Origin of the sequence: Thermogemmatispora sp. (assembly GCF_019683635.1) — a bacterium.
GTDB lineage: Bacteria > Chloroflexota > Ktedonobacteria > Ktedonobacterales > Ktedonobacteraceae > Thermogemmatispora.
Map to the genome: position 1 here is coordinate 77,231 of NZ_JADGIA010000002.1, position 15,096 is coordinate 92,326.

10 protein-coding genes, 1 tRNA gene and 1 rRNA gene are annotated in these 15,096 nt (G+C 60.0%); 7 read left to right on the forward strand and 5 right to left on the reverse strand.

The features are described from left to right. Nucleotides 1-125: 125 nt before the first annotated feature. Together purM and purL are read right to left on the reverse strand one after the other, a co-directional pair. Nucleotides 126-2,108 (reverse strand): phosphoribosylformylglycinamidine cyclo-ligase, encoded by a 1,983-nt coding sequence (purM, locus tag IRZ31_RS00685; RefSeq protein WP_297148458.1) that lies wholly within the window; start codon nucleotides 2,106-2,108, stop codon nucleotides 126-128. Beyond that, on the reverse strand, nucleotides 2,105-5,152 hold the full coding sequence (purL, locus tag IRZ31_RS00690) for a phosphoribosylformylglycinamidine synthase subunit PurL (RefSeq protein WP_297148459.1): 3,048 nt from the start codon (nucleotides 5,150-5,152) through the stop codon (nucleotides 2,105-2,107). Before purL ends, purM begins: the two co-directional genes overlap by 4 nt. A 316-nt stretch (nucleotides 5,153-5,468) precedes the next feature. Here purL and IRZ31_RS00695 point away from each other — a divergent pair, with 316 nt between their 5' ends. Next, nucleotides 5,469-6,383, forward strand: a complete 915-nt coding sequence (locus IRZ31_RS00695) for a class I SAM-dependent methyltransferase (RefSeq protein ID WP_297148461.1) — start codon at nucleotides 5,469-5,471, stop codon at nucleotides 6,381-6,383. A 45-nt stretch (nucleotides 6,384-6,428) separates the two neighbouring features. Here IRZ31_RS00695 and IRZ31_RS00700 read toward each other — a convergent pair whose 3' ends face one another. Beyond that, nucleotides 6,429-7,574, reverse strand: coding sequence for a LacI family DNA-binding transcriptional regulator (locus tag IRZ31_RS00700; protein ID WP_297148463.1), 1,146 nt, complete (start codon nucleotides 7,572-7,574; stop codon nucleotides 6,429-6,431). Between the two features lie 299 nt (nucleotides 7,575-7,873). On the opposite strand from IRZ31_RS00700, the gene IRZ31_RS00705 reads away from it, so the two are divergent. Together IRZ31_RS00705 and IRZ31_RS00710 are read left to right on the forward strand one after the other, a co-directional pair. Beyond that, nucleotides 7,874-11,392 (forward strand): DNA polymerase III subunit alpha, encoded by a 3,519-nt coding sequence (locus IRZ31_RS00705; protein WP_297148465.1) that lies wholly within the window; start codon nucleotides 7,874-7,876, stop codon nucleotides 11,390-11,392. 101 nt (nucleotides 11,393-11,493) lie between these two features. Further along, nucleotides 11,494-11,567 (forward strand) — tRNA-Pro (locus tag IRZ31_RS00710). Nucleotides 11,568-11,904: 337 nt separating this feature from the next. Here IRZ31_RS00710 and IRZ31_RS00715 read toward each other — a convergent pair. Both IRZ31_RS00715 and IRZ31_RS00720 read right to left on the reverse strand, forming a co-directional pair. Further along, nucleotides 11,905-12,456, reverse strand: a complete 552-nt coding sequence (locus IRZ31_RS00715; protein WP_297148468.1) for a zf-HC2 domain-containing protein — start codon at nucleotides 12,454-12,456, stop codon at nucleotides 11,905-11,907. Then, nucleotides 12,443-13,111, reverse strand: a complete 669-nt coding sequence (locus IRZ31_RS00720) for a sigma-70 family RNA polymerase sigma factor (protein WP_297148470.1) — start codon at nucleotides 13,109-13,111, stop codon at nucleotides 12,443-12,445. The genes IRZ31_RS00715 and IRZ31_RS00720 overlap by 14 nt, the downstream gene beginning before the upstream one ends. Nucleotides 13,112-13,248: 137 nt before the next feature. On the opposite strand from IRZ31_RS00720, the gene IRZ31_RS00725 reads away from it, so the two are divergent. From IRZ31_RS00725 to IRZ31_RS00740, 4 genes are all read left to right on the forward strand, one after another. Beyond that, nucleotides 13,249-13,629 carry a DUF6249 domain-containing protein gene (locus IRZ31_RS00725; RefSeq protein WP_297148472.1) on the forward strand — a complete coding sequence of 127 codons (381 nt, stop codon included), beginning with the start codon at nucleotides 13,249-13,251 and terminating at the stop codon, nucleotides 13,627-13,629. 214 nt (nucleotides 13,630-13,843) lie between these two features. After that, a complete protein-coding gene (locus IRZ31_RS00730; RefSeq protein WP_297148473.1) occupies nucleotides 13,844-14,335 on the forward strand; it encodes a carbonic anhydrase in 492 nt (163 codons plus the stop codon). A gap of 68 nt (nucleotides 14,336-14,403) precedes the next feature. Beyond that, on the forward strand, nucleotides 14,404-14,628 hold the full coding sequence (locus IRZ31_RS00735; RefSeq protein ID WP_297148475.1) for a hypothetical protein: 225 nt from the start codon (nucleotides 14,404-14,406) through the stop codon (nucleotides 14,626-14,628). A 370-nt stretch (nucleotides 14,629-14,998) separates the two neighbouring features. Then, a 16S ribosomal RNA gene (locus IRZ31_RS00740) occupies nucleotides 14,999-15,096 on the forward strand; the annotation flags it as partial.

Sequence of the window (15,096 nt, forward strand, 5' to 3'; positions counted from 1 at the left end):
CAGTGCTCATGCTAGTATCTGCTCCTTTCTTGCTCTATCTTGTGCTCTGCGGGTTTGCCACGGTGGAAGCTCCCTCAGCGGGCTAATGAATAGGCTGATCCTGGTCTCAGAAAGACGCTTCTCACTCAGGTCAGAGTGACTCCCTCGCCCTCACGAATCTCGCCGATTGGTACCAGCTCGGGCACCAGGCGCAGGGCCTGGTCCACCTGGTCCTGCGCAACTACCAGCACCATGCCGAGGCCCATGTTGAAGGTACGATACATCTCGGCATCGTTGATCTGGCCCAAGCGAGCGATGAGCGTGAAGAGTGGAGGCACCGCCCAGGAGGCGGTCTCGATGACCGCCTGCGTACCTGGCGGCAGAATGCGCACAACGTTACCCTGGAAACCGCCGCCGGTGATGTGAGCCAGCCCCTTCAGAGCTGTCCCCAGCCCGGCGCGCAGGCGCATAATCTCCGACAGATAGCAGCGATGGGGACGCAGCAGAGCCTCGCCCAGCGGCTCCCCCAGCTCCGGAAAGACTGTTTCCAGCGGATAAGCGGCAAAGACGCGCCGCGCTAGCGAGTAGCCATTGGTATGCAAACCACTGGAAGGCAGCCCGAGCAAGACGTCGCCGGCGCGAATCGTTGCCGGATCGATGCGCTCCGCCGCCTCAACTGCTCCGACCAGTGTCCCGGCCAGATCAAAGCTACCGGGCACATACATATCGGGCATCTCGGCGGTCTCTCCTCCCAGCAGGGCACAACCAACCTCTTGACAGGCCTGGGCCACGCTTGCCACAATCGTTGCCGCCTGCTCAGGGTCAAGCCGGCCCGTGGCCAGATAGTCCATGAAGAAGAGCGGCCTTGCTCCCTGGGTCAGCAAATCATTGACACAGTGGTTGACCAGATCGTAGCCAATCGTTGAAAAGCGGTCCATCTGGACCGCCAGCAGTGTTTTGGTGCCCACCCCATCGGTGGTAGCCACGAGTACTGGCTCGCGCATCTCCTTAAGCGCTTCGGCCCGGAAGGCAGCAGCAAAGGCCCCCACACCGGCTAACACTGCGGGACCGTGGGTAGCGCGCACCGCTGCCTTCATCAGCTCAACAGCATGTTCACCCGCCTCAATATTGACCCCGCTCGTTGCGTACGAGAGAGAGGTTGGCGCCGGCTCGCGTCTTACCACGGCCACCGCCGCTGTGCGTCCTCGCTCTCCGCTCGTTGAAGCCGACATCGTCGCAGACGTGCGCAGGTGCCCAGGCTGCTCGCGACCCTCACGCTCACCATCCAGACGCGCCGTCCACATGCGCCGCCTGCTGTTCTCATCGCTACCTTCACTGCCTTCGGCAGGAACCACTGGCGGCTCTATTCCCAGCAGCTGACAGACGTAGGCAAAGGCATTCTGGAAAAGCAAGAGACCATCAGCTGGACTGCGCTGCTGTGGATGCTGCAGCGCGCGCACATAGCGCTCGGGATGAGGCATCAGGCCCAGCACATTCCCCGCCGGATTGCAGACGCCGGCCACGTTCGCCTGGGAACCGTTAGGGTTAGCCGGATAGCCATCGCCATCGTAGAGTAGCGCAATCTGCTCGTGCTGGCGCAGCTCCTCTAGCTGCTCTGCGCTGGCTATCACAAAGCGCCCCTCGCCATGCGCTACAGGCAGTTCCAGGGGGCGATAAATGCCGCGCGTAAAGATACAGCGGCTACTTTCCGTCACCAGCGAGATCCAGCGGCATTCGAAGCGACCCGAGCTATTGAAGGTCAGGCTGGCCGTCTGGCGGAGATTCCTCCAGTCAGTATGTGGCAGCAAGCCGGCGCGCACCAACACCTGAAAACCATTGCAGATGCCCAGCAGTGGGCGGCCCTCCTCCACAAAGCGCTGCAACTGCCGCCCCAAATGCACCGTCAGATTCTTGGCCAGCAACGTTCCGGCCCCCAGATCATCGCCATATGAGAAGCCCCCAGGCAATACCAGGAAATGGTAGCTCAGCAAGCGCTCTGGCTCGCGCAGCAGCCTATTGATATGGACTAGCTCCGTCTCAAAGCCGGCCAGACGACAGGCATAAGCCGTCTCGCGTTCACAGTTAATGCCCGGCGCACGCAGCACCAAAGCGCGCGGCACAACGCTCATGGCAACTCTCCCTTCCAGGCAGCCTGCAGCTCAGCGATTGAAAGATCGATCAGTGTCTCCGCCCCGTGTTTGATTACAAAACGCCCGCTGGCTGTCACATGGCCGAGAGCCGCCAGCGCTGTCACACCCCCAGCCCGCATATGGGCCTCAAAAGCCTCGCGCTGACTTGGAGCCACCTCAACCAGAAAGCGCGAGGGACTTTCGCTAAAGAGCAGCACAGCAGGGCGAAATCCTTCGGCCAGCTCCTCCAAACCGGTCGCCGGCTGACGTGCCAGATCGAGACTCACGCCGAGCAGGCCAGCCAGGGCCATCTCCGCCGCCGCTACTGCCAGTCCCCCTTCCGAAAGATCGTGACAGGACTGCACCAGGCCGCGGCGAATGGCCTCCCCGAGGGCCTTCATCGTTGTTCGCGCCTGCTCAAGCTCCACCTGTGGCAGGGCCGTTGTTGGCAACAGCTCCGGGCCCACCACCTCGGCATAATGGGAGGCCGCCAGCTCATTGCGCGTCAGGCCCACCACATACAGCAGATTGCCCGCCGCCTTCAGGGCCATGTCGACCGTACGGGAAGCATCCTCAATCACTCCCAGTGCTGAAATCAGCAGCGTGGGGATCACCGGCAGACGGCGCTCACCAAAGCGATACTCATTATTCAGGCTATCCTTGCCCGAGATAAAAGGAGTGCCAAAGCCCAAAGCGGCGTCATAACAGCCACGCACCGCCCGCACCAGCATCCCAAGCTGCTCAGGATCGGCAGGATTGCCCCAGCAAAAATTGTCCAGCAGCGCTGCCCGCTCGATATCGCCGCCCAGAGCTGTCAGATTGCGCAGGGCCTCATCCACCGCGTTGAGGGCCATATGATAGGGATCGATCTTGCCGTACAGTGGATTAATCCCATTCGTCAGCACCACCCCGGCACGCGGCGCGCTCAGGTCCTCTAGCAGCGGCTGCAAGACCGCCCCATCGCCGGGACCATTGCCGGCGCGCCCCACCAGCGGCTTGCGCACTGTCGCCCCCTGCACCTCATGGTCGTAGCGTCGCACCACTCCCTCTTTCGAGCCAATCGTCGGGTGGCGCAACAGCGTCAACAGGACATCAGCCGCATCAGGGAGGGCCTCCGGCGAGGCCGTCGCTGACCCGACTGTGAGAGGGCGCCGTTGCCAGAGGGCCTCCAGGGTGCGCTGAGGACGGCCCTCGTGCAAGAAAACCATCTCCAGGTCGGCTACCACCTCCTCACCCCAGGTGACCGTCAGCCGCCCATCGGCAGTAAACTCGCCCAGGACTGTTGCCTCCACCTCCTCCAGCGCGCACAACTCCAGCAGCTCATCGAGGCAGGCGGGAGGGACAGCTAACACCATACGCTCCTGAGCCTCCGAGAGCCAGACCTCCCAGGGGGCCAGTCCCTGATACTTCAACGGCGCCCGCGCCAGGTCCACCCGCACCCCTGTCTGGGCGCCCATCTCACCGATCGCCGACGAGAAGCCACCCGCTCCACAATCGGTGATGGCATGATAGAGACGGCGCTCGCGGGCCTGGAGGACTACATCGGTCACCTTCTTCTCCGTGATGGGTGCTCCGATCTGCACCGCACTACCGGCCACTGCCTGTGTCTCGCTGCTCATCTCGCCGGAAGAGAAGGTTGCACCGTGAATCCCATCGCGTCCTGTGCGACCGCCGAGGACCACCACCAGGTCGCCCGGCTCCACGGCCCGTGGATGGCTTCCATGAGGCAGCAAGCCCAGACAGCCGCAGAAGACCAGCGGATTGCACAGGTACTCACGATGGTAGAGCACCGCCCCGTTGACTGTCGGGATGCCCATCTTATTGCCGTAGTCACGTACCCCATTCACCACCCCCGAGGCTACCCGTCGCGGAGCCAGTACACCCGGGGGTAGCTCCTCCACTGGCGTATCGGGCGGCCCGAAGCAGAGCACATCAGTACAGGCGATGGGGCGAGCCGAAACCCCCAACACATCGCGGATCACGCCGCCGACCCCCGTATTGGCCCCCCCGAACGGCTCAATCGCCGACGGATGATTATGCGTCTCCACCTTGAAAGCCAGATCATAGCCATCCGTGAACTGCACCAGCCCCGCATTATCGCTGAAGGCTGAGACCACCCAGGGGCGAGCCAGTTCGCTGGTCGCCTGCATGATGAAAGAGCGCAGCAAGCCAGGAATCGTCTCCTCGATCGCGGTCTCCCCGGCGGGGGTCAGCTCGCGATAAACAACCGTGGCCTTAAACGTCTTGTGAGAACAATGTTCCGACCAGGTCTGCGCCAGCGTCTCCAGCTCCACATCGGTCGGAGCGCGCCCCTGCCGGCGGAAATACTCCTGGATCGCCTGCATCTCCTCTACCGTCAGCGCCAGCATTCTCTGCCTGCTCAAATTGCTCAGTTCTTCAACGTTCATTTCAGAGAGGGCCAGGCGAGCAACGTGGGGGGGAGAGGAAGGGGAGGGAGCAGGACCAGCTAAGGATAGACGAGGAGCTGAACGTCCGGAGCTGCCGGCAGCTCGCTCGCCCTCTGCTGGCAGCAAGCGATAGAACTGGATCACCGGGTTATAGAGCAAAGCCTCGGCGATTGCTCGCACATCCTGCCGGCTTAAGCGCTCATCCAGAAAATAACGCCGGCCCGTAGCAACTCGTTCCAGGCCGGCGATTCCAAGCAGTGAAGCGGCAAGCAAGACGCTTTCCGCCAGAGTATCAGTGACGCCTGGAAGAAAAAATACGTCTATGATATGACCAGTAGCCCCAGAGGAAGAGCGCCCAGCAGAAGGCAACAAAGAGAAGGTCTGAGTGACAGGATCAATCAGCAGCTCGCGGGCGAGGCGTGTAATCTCCTCCGGCGAGCAAGTTCCACTGAGAGAGTAGAGCTGAGCGGTGCGGAGAAAAAGGGAGGGAAGACTCTCACCGAGGGCGGCCAGCGCGGGCAGCCTGGCACGCGAGAGAAAAGACAGCTCACGGGCAAGCTGTTGGGCCGGGATGTCATACTGCGGCGAGGTTGCCCGTACCTCAATATGGTAGTCGGTCACGGTGCTTCTACCCACACTTCGTCCCGTCCAGGGGACAGATTGCTGTTTCCATTGAATGGAACAGCCTCATTGTAGCACTTTCGGGTAACCTCTGGCAAGGCTATGGAGGGGTAGCCTGCTATGCTTTCTACAGATCAGAATTGGCAGAGCTTCGGTGACCGATAACTGCTATCTTGCAGTACAATATCTTGATGCAGAATAACCTTTCAGCTTATACTACTATGCAGTAAAACTCTGCTTTAAGAAAAAGACTATTTTCTCGTGAAGTCGGGGCAGATATCAATCTTACCCCGTAGGACTGGCGTTTGAGGTGAATGAAGGAGTGCATTTCATGGTGGCTTCCCAGAACCACATCCTGAGAGGCTGCGGCTACGTACTGGATGCGGAGAACGCAGCAGAGACGGCGCGCCTCATGTTGCGCGACAGGCTGGTCAATGAGGTCATGGGGGGAGTTCTGCCGGAAGGAGTCGAGGGCCGGCACTTGGAAAGCATTCTGGATCTGGCGTGTGGACCTGGGGGCTGGGTACTGGAAACGGCCCAGTGCTATCCGTGGGCGCGAGTCACGGGCATAGACATCAGCGAGACGCTCATCCAGTATGCGCGAGCCCAGGCCCAGGTTCAGGGGCTGAGGAACGCGTGCTTTGAGGTCATGGATCTCCTGGAGCCATTGCCCTTGCCCGACGACGACTTTGATCTCGTTAATGCCCGCGACCTGACGGGCCTCCTCACGCCTGCCACCTGGCCACGAGTTGTGCATGAGGCTTCACGTGTCTGTCGACCTGGGGGCATCCTGCGGCTCACCGAATTTGAGCGACCGATAAGCAACGGCGCGGCCTTTACGCAGCTTCAGGAGTTGACCAGACGAGCCTTTCAACGTACAGGGCGCAGTTTCCCGCCGCCCAGCCATCATCTCGGCATCCTGCCGCGGCTCGCCTCCCTCCTGCGCGACGCCGGCTGTTGCCAGATTCAGCAGCGGGCCTATGTCCTGGACTTCTCCGCTGGCAGCGAAGCCCATGAAGCTCTCTGTCGCGGCTACGAAGTCGAGCTATTGCTGATCCGTCCCTTCCTCCTGGAAGCGGGAGTTACCACCCCGGCTGAATTTGACGACCTCTATCGCCGCGCCCTCCTGGAAATGTTCGCTGAAGACTTCACCGGTCTCTGTTACCTGGTGAGCGCCTGGGGCAAGAAGGTCTGCCCTGATCGTGACCCCAGCGAGAGAGAGGCGCCAGCATCCTGGTCCGCTTGATCTGGCTGCTGCGCCAGTAGCGAGATCGCCACGACATGGCTGTGGCTACAAGCGGGCATAGCAAGGAGGAGGAGCCGTCGTCGCCCGCACCACAAGCGTCGTCGCCAGGCGGAGGCGCAGCGGCTCAGCGCTCTCAATCGTAGCGGTCATCGCTGTCTGCGATTGCGACTGCGACGAGCCAGCGAAGTGTGCCAACAGCGGCGATGCGCGCAGCAGAGCCGCTCCAGGGCGATCCGGGGTCTCTAACAGCGATAACAGCAGCTCTAGCGCGCAACGGCCCATCTCCGTGAGCGGCTGGCGCACTGTAGTCAAAGGCGGGCGCATATGGCCAGACGAGGAGATGTCATCGAAGCCAACCAGCGAGACATCTTCGGGGATGCGCAGGCCAAACTCCTCGGCTGCTCCCATGACGCCGTAGGCCATTAGATCGCTGGCGGCAAAGATCGCCGTTGGGCGGCTACGCGCTGGCATCGCAAAGAACTGGCAGGCACAGGCCCGGCCTCCTGGGGGCATAAAATCGCCTTGCAGGATCAGCGACGGGTCCAGGGGAATGCCGTAGTCCTGGAGAGCCTCGCAATATCCCTGGAAACGCTCGCGTGAGACCTGATACTTGAGCGGCCCTTGAATATGAGCAACGCGCCGATGGCCAAGCTCAATCAGGTGGCGTGTTGCCGCATAGGCGCCGGCGCGGTTATCTGCCGTGATCCAGGGAAGCTGCTCGGGCGGCAGGCCCTGATCGTCAAGCAAGACCACAGGTAGGCCCTGCCGCTGCAGTGCAGGCAGGTGACGCGCTGACTGGCCCGGGAAAATCGCCAGCAGCCCTGCGATCAGGCGATTCGCCAGAATGCGGTTAATGACGTCACTGCGGTCACGCTCATGGTTGCTGGTCTTAATGCTGTAGAGCACCAGCTCATAGTTGGTCTCCTCCACGACCTCGGCAATGCCCCGCATGATGTCAGGGATCAGTGGCCAGGTAAGGGCCGGCACCAGGACGCCGATCAGGTGGCCCTTGCCAGCGGCCAGGCCCGAGGCGGCCACGCTCGGCACAAAATTGTGTTCTTCCATGATACGCAAGATGCGCTCGCGCGTCACCGGATCAACGTCCGGCTTGTGATTGAGCACCCGCGAGACCGTGGCCTTGGAGACACCAGCCAGGCGGGCGATATCGCTGATCGTCATGCGCGTGCTCATGCTCCTGCCTCACTGCGTCTTGCATGCAGCCTCTGCCATGCTATCGCCTTCTAGACGTTACCGGTTACGATACCGGTATCGTAACCGGTTACAAGGTAAAGTGTAATAGCGAATGCTTGCTATGTCAAGGGGACACAACCGTTGTCGGAAGGCAGCAAGCAGAGGGTGGGGGAGGAATTACTCCTGAAACAGGTGCAGGCGGGACGCAGGTCATAGGCCGATGGTCACATTGACAGCGCAGATGGCGCCTTCTATCCTGAAGTACTGGAAATTCTTACGGCGGAGGCAGATATTCAGTCATGGCTCCTGACTTTGCCCATCTGCATGTCCATACGGAGTACTCCCTACTTGATGGCCTCAGCCGCATCAACGCCCTGGTCAAGCGTACAAAAGAGCTAGGCATGAAGCATCTGGCCATTACCGACCACGGCGTCATGTACGGGGCCATCGAGTTCTATAAAGCCTGCAAAAATGAAGGTATTCATCCTGTTATCGGTGTGGAAGCCTATCTAACTGAAGATCTTCATGATCGCACCAAGCGCTATAAAGAGGACTATAACCATTTATTGCTTCTGGCTAAGAACTATACAGGCTATCGCAATTTAATGAAGCTGACGACCATCGCCAATACCGAGGGGGTGCATCTCAACAAGCCGCGCATCGACCGCCGCTGTCTGGAGCAGTATGGCGAGGGGCTGATTGCCACCTCCTCCTGTCTGGGGGGCGAGATCCCGCAGCTCTTGATCCATGACAAGATCGACGAGGCGCGCAAGATCATTCGCTGGTATCAAGATGTCTTTGGCCCGGAGAACTTTTATTTCGAGATCCAGGAGCATAGTGGCTATCCCGAGCAGGAGATCGTCAATAAGCGCCTCTACGAGCTGCATCGGGAGCTGGGTGTGCCCCTGATCGCCACCAACGACCTGCACTATGTCACTGCGGAAGACGCTCATACCCACGAGGTACTCCTTTGTGTCCAGACTCAGAGCCAGCTTAGCGATCCGCGGCGCTTCAAATTCGAAAGTCACGAATTCTACTTACGCAGCCCCGAGGAGATGCTGCGGCTCTTCCCTGATCTGCCGGAAGCACTGCTGAATACGGTGCGCCTCGCCGAAGCCTGCGAGGTAGATCCGCTGGCCTATAAAGCCTCGCTGCCGGCCTATGCTATTCCCCCTGAGTTCCCCTCTCAGGAAGCCTACCTCTATCATCTCTGTCTGGAGGGAGTCAAAGAGCGCTTCGGCGAGATGACCGAGCGCATCAAGCAGCAACTTGACTATGAGTTCAACCTGATTGTACAGAAAGGCTTTGTTCCTTATTTCCTCATCGAATGGGACTTCGTGAACTACGCGCGCCAGCACGGCATTCGTTGCTCGGCGCGTGGCTCGGCGGCGGGCAGCCTCCTGGCCTACGTCCTCGGCATCACGAATGTTGATCCGCTGCGCTACCAGTTGCTCTTCGAGCGCTTCCTGAACCCTGAGCGCTCGGACATGCCCGATATTGATATGGACTTTCCCGATGACCGGCGTGCGGAGGTCATCGACTATGTAGCGCGCAAGTATGGGCACGAGTGCGTAGCCCAGATGGTCACCTTCATGACGATGGCCGCCAAAAACTCGGTGCGTGACGTAGCGCGTGTCATGGGGCAGCAGGAGCTGGGTGACCGCATTGCGCGTCTGATCCCGGCAGGACCCAAGGTTACATTGCGCAGCGCCGTTGACAGTGTTCGCGAGCTGCGTGCCCTCTACGACCAGAGTCCGACGGCGCGCGAGCTAATCGATCAGGCGATGGCCCTCGAAGGCTCGGTCCGTGGCACCGGTGTCCACGCCGCTGGTGTCATCATCGCCAACGAGCCACTGGAGCACTTTGTACCGTTGCAGGCCATTAACCCGAAAGATCTCTCGCAGGGCTGGAAAACCCAATACGAGCAGGTCCATCTGGAGGAACTGGGCCTGATCAAATTCGACTTTCTGGGCCTCTCCAACCTGACCATTCTCGACAACACCCTCAAGTTCATCAAGCAGTCGCGCGGCGAGGAGGTTATCCTGGAGCAGCTGCCGCTTGATCCTCTACCCGAGAGCGACGAGCGCAGCCGGGAGCTGAACGAGAAACGCGCCCGCGCCTTCGCCCTGCTTGCCGAAGGCGAGACCACCGGCATCTTCCAGCTTGAAGGTGCCAAGATGCGTGAATACATCAAGCAGCTCAAGCCGACCTGCATCGAAGACATCACCGCGATGGTGGCCCTCTATCGTCCCGGGCCCATGGACAGCATTCCCGACTTTATCGCCGCCAAGCATGGTAAGAAACAGGTGAGCTACCTTGATCCGCGCCTCAAGGAGTGGCTGGAAGAGTCCTACGGAGTGATTGTCTATCAAGACCAGGTGTTGCAGATCGCCGTCCACCTGGCTGGCTTCTCATGGGGCAAGGTCAATAAATTCCGCAAGGCTCTCAGCAAGAAGAAGATGGACGAGGTCGAGAGCTACAAGGGTGACTTCATCGAGGGCTGTCTCAAGAATGGCATGAAGCGCGAGGTGGCCGAGCAGCTCTTTGAGCTGATCCTGCCCTTCGGTGGCTACGGTTTCAACAAAGCCCACGCCGCCAGCTACGCAGTCGTAGCCTACTATACCGCCTATCTCAAGGCCAACTATCCCGCTGAGTTCATGGCGGCCACCATGACAACCGAGGCTGCCGATGCTAAGAAGATCGCCAATGCTGTAGCCGAATGCAAGCGCCTCGGCGTCCCTGTCTGGGGACCGGATGTCAATGCCAGCCAGAAGGGTTTTACCGTCGAAAACGGCGGTGTCCGTTTTGGCCTGCTGGCGATCAAAGGTATCGGCGAAGGTCCCATCGAAGAGATCCTGAAGGCTCGCGCCGAGGGTGGCCCCTTCCGCGATCTGGCCGACTTCTGCATTCGTGTCGACCCACGCACGGTGACCCGCGCCGTGATCGAAACACTGATCAAAGCCGGAGCAATGGATAGCCTGGGCGATGGTAAGCGTCATCAGCTGCTGGAAGCCGTCGAGCGGGCCATGCAGATCGGCAAGAGCGAGCGCACCGCCCGCGAAAAGGGACTGATCAGTCTCTTTGGCGAGAGCCTGAGCGTCGAGCAAAGCTTCGCCTTCCGTCTCAATCCTGAAACACCCGAGATCCCGCGTAAGCAGTTGCTCAACTGGGAAAAGGAGCTGCTGGGCGCCTATATCTCGCGCCATCCCCTCGCCTATATCAGCGATCTGCTGAGCAAGCGCACCACCCATACGACCGGCCAGCTCAGCGAAGAATTGGAGAACCAGGAAGTGACGCTCGGGGGCACCATTCTGGAGGCTCGGCGTATTACCACGAAGAAGGGTGAGACCATGTGCGTGGCGAAGCTGGAGGACCTGACAGGAACGGTCGAGGTCACGGTCTTCCCGCGCGTCTACGATCGCACCGCCGATCGCTGGGTTGAAGAAGCGGTGGTCCTGGTGCGGGGAAAGGTGCAGATGCGTCGCGATGAGCCAACGCTGATCTGCGATGAGATCGAACCGTTGCAGGCTGCCGAGGAGGAGCTGAATCGCCGCCGCCATCAGGTCTGCCTGCGCTTCCGCACCGGCGGCGAGAGCGAGCGTGCTATCTCTGACGACCTCATCAAACTGCAAGATCTCTACCGCTACATCCAGGAGCGGCCCGGACGCGACCGCTATGAGCTGATCATCGAGAACGGCCACTGGCGTGTGCGCCTGCGTCCACGCGATAACACGATGCATTATTCGCCAGAGCTGCATGCAAAACTTGAGGAACTGCTCGGGCGCGAGGCCATTACAGTCCAGGCGCTCGATGCCTGACCTGACAGCGCCATCGGCCCTGAGCGAGGAGGCACTACCGGGCGGGCGGACCAGGGCTTGACAAAGGAAAAGCCATTCTGCTATACTGCAGTTGTCAATGGCGGGGCGTAGCGCAGCCCGGTAGCGCACCACAATGGGGTTGTGGTGGTCGGAGGTTCAAATCCTCTCGCCCCGACCTGTCGAGGCACTGGTTGAAAAAAACCAGTGCCTTTTTTTTGCTGCTAGGAGCAAGGGCTAGCTCATAGAGCCAGGCAGCGCGATCGAGACAGCATGCTGCGACCAGCGCGCTGCGTAGGAAGATCAGGCAGAGCAATTCACTGCAACGCAATCAGGGCGGACGCTGCAGTGATCCAGGCCAGATGGCCAGAGAGCGCCAACGATCAAGAGCAAGAGGCACACACCCCCGCTAAAACCGTGCAGACCCAGAGTGATCCATCACCTTTAGACGTTGAAAAGAAGGGAGAGGACAGCAGGCAACCTCTGAGCTTGCCGGGTACCAGAGGCACTGCAGCTTAGTGCAGGACAGGCAAGCGCTCCCAGACGGCGCGCAGCCAGCGTGAACGCATTTCCTCCCCGGCTACCAGCAGTGTGATGCAGATGCCTATCAGCGTGCCCATTATCCAGCAGACCAGCATCAGGGTCGTCGTATCCATCGTCTGCAGCAGGTGGGTAGCGGAGGCCAGAAGGCCGAACAGCGGGCCACCCTCCAGGGGAAGGAGGCGCAGGACAGCTGGCTGAGTCAACAGGCTGCCCAGGGAGGCAATTGTCGCCAGCAGGGCGGCGGCCAGCAGCTCGCCCGGGGAAGGGCGCAGCTGGGCCAAGATCGAGGCGGGCTGCTGCTGGGGAGTTCGAGCGACACGCTCCATAATACGCAGAGAGAGATCCTCTGGCTCGGCAATCGGCTGGAGGCTCTCCAGGTGCTGCACCACCTCCTCAAGCAGCCCTAGCTCAGCGCGGCAGCGGGTGCAGCGCGCCAAATGGCTCTCCAGCGCCTGCAAGCGCTCACTGGGCAAGCGCCCATCAAGATAGAGCTGGAGCTGGGAGACAGCCTCACTGCAGCGCATTCGTCACCTCCGCTTTCTGGGAATCTGCCTGGCGCTGGGCCTGTAGACGCTCCTTGAGCAGATTGCGGGCCCGAAAGAGGTGAGTTTTAATGGTACCAATTGGCATCATCAGAATCTCCGCCATCTCCTCATAGGTCATTTCCTGCAGGTGTCGCAGTACCAGAACAATGCGGTACTTTGTAGGTAACGCCTCCAGTTGTTCACGGACCAGAGCCTGGCGATCACGAGCTTCGAGGGTAGACTCAGCCTGGCATCGCTGGCCACCGGCCTCATCCAGGAGCTGCTGTTCCTGCATAGCGTTCTGGAGAGCCTTATCGCGTCTGCGCTGTTCAAGCTGGCGCAGGCAACAATTATAGGCGATGCGATAGAGCCAGGTAGGGAAACGGGCCTCGCCGCGAAAGGTCGGTAGACCCTGCCAGGCGGCCAGGAAAGCCTCCTGTGTAATCTCGCAAGCCTCCTCATAGTCCTGCAGCATGCGCAGAATCATATTAAAGACGCGCCGCTGGTAGCGCTGGACCAGCAAAGCGAAAGCCTCGCGGTCCCCGTGCTGGCTGGCTCTGACGAGCTGAGCGTCATCCTGCTCCAGGCGAGCGCGGGCAGCGCTGGAGAGGGGGAGATTCAGGCTGCGAGCGGAATGCAGCAGATCCTCGTCCATAGGTTGTGCATCAAGCCTGGTACGACTGGAGAGCGAAGCTCGGCCAGGAACGAAACAAATTCGTAGTGCAAGACCCTTTCTCAACCGACTTATCTTATATATTATACACGCGAGGCAACAGTAACGAGGTCAGATGCATGTCATCGAACGTCCTGGCAGCCCTTTTGGGCTGGCTCCTGGCCCTGATCATCTTTTGTGGCTTTATCGTCCTGCTACGCTATCTTGACCATCGAGAGCGCATGGCGCTGATTGCCCGCGGCCTAGACCTGGAGAGCCTGCAGAGGCGTAGCCGCAACCGGCGAGCTTTGCGGGCGGGACTGATTACCATGATGGTCGGTCTGGCTTTGACCTTTGGTCTCTATCCCCTGGGTTTCATGCTTCCATCGGCGCTGACGGCAGCCCCTTTTCATCTCGGCCCCTGGCTGCTGCCGGGCCTGATCCCCCTGGGAGTGGGAGCGGCCCTGGTAGTCAGCTACTATCTAGAGCAGGATGGACAGCCCCCGCACGATCACCACTGACCGTCTCAGCCCCTCACACCACCGCTCGAAAGCAGCCAGTCGGAGCCTGACTGAAAAAGAGGTCAATGGTCAGCCACGCCAAGCGTGCGCCATTGACCTCTTTTATCCTCCTTTTGGATCTCCCTCTTGACAGTCGTCTCTTGCCGGCCTATACTCAGAGCAAGTTGTTTTAGTAGATCAACTAAGTCAACAATAGTCGCTATAGGGAGTAGCCATGTCGCTGATCGAGGAGCTGCTAGCGGCCAACGAGCGTTATGCTGCCACCTTTCAGAAAGGAGAGCTGCCGCTGCCGCCAGCCAAAAAGTTAGCGATTGTCACCTGTATGGATGCGCGAATTGATCCGGCGCGTATCCTGGGATTAGAGGAAGGCGATGCCCATGTCATTCGCAACGCTGGGGGACGCACGGCGGAGGCTCTGCGCTCACTCATCATCTCTCAGCAGCTACTAGGGACCAGGACCATCGTGGTCATTCACCACACCGACTGTGGCATGCTCACCTTCGAGAACGCTGATCTGCAACGGCGCCTGCAGGAGCAATTCGGCGTGGACGCCTCGACGATCGACTTTCTGCCATTTAAGGATCTGGAGCAGTCGGTGCGCGATGACATCGCCCTGCTCCGCTCTTCTCCTTTCCTTCTGAAAGAAAGTGAGATTGTTGGATTCATCTACGATGTCCATAGCGGGAGACTCTTGCCCGTCCACTAGCAGGCCCGCCTCGCCTGAGCGGCGGACCGACAGAGAGAACGACGAGGAGGAGGAACAAGCAGAGCGATATGGAGCGCGATAGTCTGGTGCTGGGATCGCTCGTCTTTCGAACCAGCCGCGAAGGATTGATCGTTGAAATCGCTGAGCGGCGCTACGTGCTTGATAGCCAGCATAGCCGGCAATTGCACCAGTTTCTCCATAGCTATCAGTGTGAGCAGCAGCAAGGTTCAGAAAGCGAGGGGCGAGAGCATCGTCTTCCCCTCTGGGTCTATGCAATGCATGAGCTGGGATAAGTCTCAAGAAGCAAGAAACTTCCGCCGCATCGGCGGAGGAGCGACGGCCTCCCCCGCTCCTGGCAGGCAGCGTGCTTGCCCGGCGGGGGATGACCTTCTGATTTTTTCCCAAATTCCTCGCCTAACCCCCTTGACAGCCGCGCCAAACAGTGCTATCATCTCCACTGCACTCGGGAACACAGGAACAACACCAAACCTGCCCCGGGTGCTCACTGGATCACATGGCCGTAGTGCCAGGTGCACCTGAACAACTGAAGAGTGATAAGGCTTTGAGTTGAGTGACGACCGGAAACCTGGGTCTACAGGCGGCTAGCCTTTACCAGAATGCCAATGAGAGTCTCCAGGTGAGGAGACTTTCAGATAGATCTTCTGGATGGCGAGTTTGATCCTGGCTCAGGACGAACGCTGGCGGCGTGCCTAACACATGCAAGTCGAACGCCCTCTCCGCGAGGGGAGGGAGTGGCGGAC